The sequence below is a fragment of the Sphaerochaeta sp. S2 genome (genome assembly GCF_016406725.1).
Lineage (GTDB): Bacteria > Spirochaetota > Spirochaetia > Sphaerochaetales > Sphaerochaetaceae > Sphaerochaeta.
The window spans coordinates 1-1,543 of record NZ_JAEKNT010000105.1 but is presented as its reverse complement, the minus strand read 5'-3'; the positions used below and the strand labels follow the sequence as shown (position 1 = coordinate 1,543).

Annotated in this window: 3 protein-coding genes; all 3 read right to left on the bottom strand. The window is 47.7% G+C overall.

Features of this window, described 5'->3' with window-relative positions; translation table 11 throughout:
• Window positions 1-112: 112 nt before the first annotated feature.
• Window positions 113-1,063, bottom strand: coding sequence for a tRNA (adenosine(37)-N6)-dimethylallyltransferase MiaA (miaA, locus tag JF818_RS03010; RefSeq protein ID WP_370570296.1), 951 nt, complete (start codon window positions 1,061-1,063; stop codon window positions 113-115).
• On the bottom strand, window positions 1,032-1,232 hold the full coding sequence (locus JF818_RS03005; protein WP_117329854.1) for a hypothetical protein: 201 nt from the start codon (window positions 1,230-1,232) through the stop codon (window positions 1,032-1,034). Before JF818_RS03005 ends, miaA begins: the two co-directional genes overlap by 32 nt.
• A gap of 79 nt (window positions 1,233-1,311) precedes the next feature.
• On the bottom strand, window positions 1,312-1,543 hold a 232-nt coding region (locus tag JF818_RS03000; protein WP_198890505.1), incomplete at its 5' end, for a hypothetical protein.

Here is a 1,543-nt window from a genome sequence, read left to right as displayed (position 1 = left end):
GAACTGAATCAGGAATTCTCTGTTGAAATGGGAGAGAGGGGATGGTACGAGATCACCGATATCGGCAGAGCCTCGGTCCAACCGTTGGAAAAGCTGATGGTGGAAACCTACATCAAGAACAGCAATACTGCTCAATCTCAGTAAGTATGGATTCCTTATCAGCAGGATCCATCCACAGTACTTCTGAAAAGCTTTTGAAAAATGTCATCTGCCGTTTCGCATAGAAACGGCTGTTTCTCTCTATCTGGTCGGCAATGATGGAACGGGACCACTCGCCATGTTCCATTGCCTGAAAGAACTCCTTGTAGCCGATACCTTGCAATCCAGGCCAGGAACTTTCAGCTCCCATCCGTAAAAGGGAACGGATCTCATCCTCTAGGCCATCGTCGAACATCATCTTGATCCTCAGGCTAAGCCTGCTGCGGAGAAGAGCGCTATCACGCACCAAGCCGATAACAAGAGGCTGCATACCATTTCTGGCAGCAGTGGGGAGAGAGAAGCTGCTTAGGGGTTTACCACTTGCCTCATAGACTTCCAAGGCCCTGCTCACCCTGTACATATCACTGGGATGAATTCGCTGGGCAGAGATGGGATCCACCTCACCAAGACGTGTATATGCCCACTCATTTCCCTTTGCTTCAATCTCTGCAGATACTTGGGCTCGAATGGATTCATCACTGGGAGGGGCCTCGCTGAGACCATAGAGAAAATGTTTGAAATAATAGGCGGTTCCACCACTGATGACGGGGATTTTCCCTTCCCGGTGGATCTTCTCACATGCCTCATCTGCATAGGTGATGAAATCCCCTACACTGAACTGCTCCCATGGGTCCTTTACATCAATGAGATGGTGAGTTATCGCATCCTGTACTTCCTTGGAGGCTTTTGCCGAACCTATATCCAGATGCCGGTAAACTTGGATGGAGTCTGCGTTGATAACAGAAAACCTCTGCGGATCGAGATCCAGCAGAAGTTCTGTTTTTCCGACCCCTGTGGGACCGAAGAGAAAAATAATGTGGCTGAAAGCTTTGCTACTCGTCAGACTCTTCGAAATGGATTTCACCTTTGAGCGCTCTTGTGAGGACTTCGCTGACAATCTTGCCATTGTTTTTCTCAATCTCTTCACCACCACATCCTGGATTGCTCAAGATATTGGCTTCTTTGATGGCTACACAGGTTATCTGGTAGATATTATCTTCATAGTCAATAAGACTGTTGAGTGGAATGCTCACCTCGTAACTCCTTGATTGTAAAAGGTCACTTTGCTACAACTATCTAATCATAGAGATTTTTGTCAATAATGTACAGCCCTTAGAATGCCTGACGATACCCCAAGCGTATCCACTGATTGAGTTGTTTTTCGCCCAGATTGGTGGAGAGGGACCCCTGTGTTGTGATCCATGGAAGGTACGAGCTTTCCAGGAAAAGCACCCCTCCTCTTTTGATGAATTCATAGGAGAGGGCAAGAGCTCCCCCAAGGCCCAGCACGTATCCATCTGTAGATTCCCAGCTTATTTGACTCTTGATCCCAGCAGATAGCACC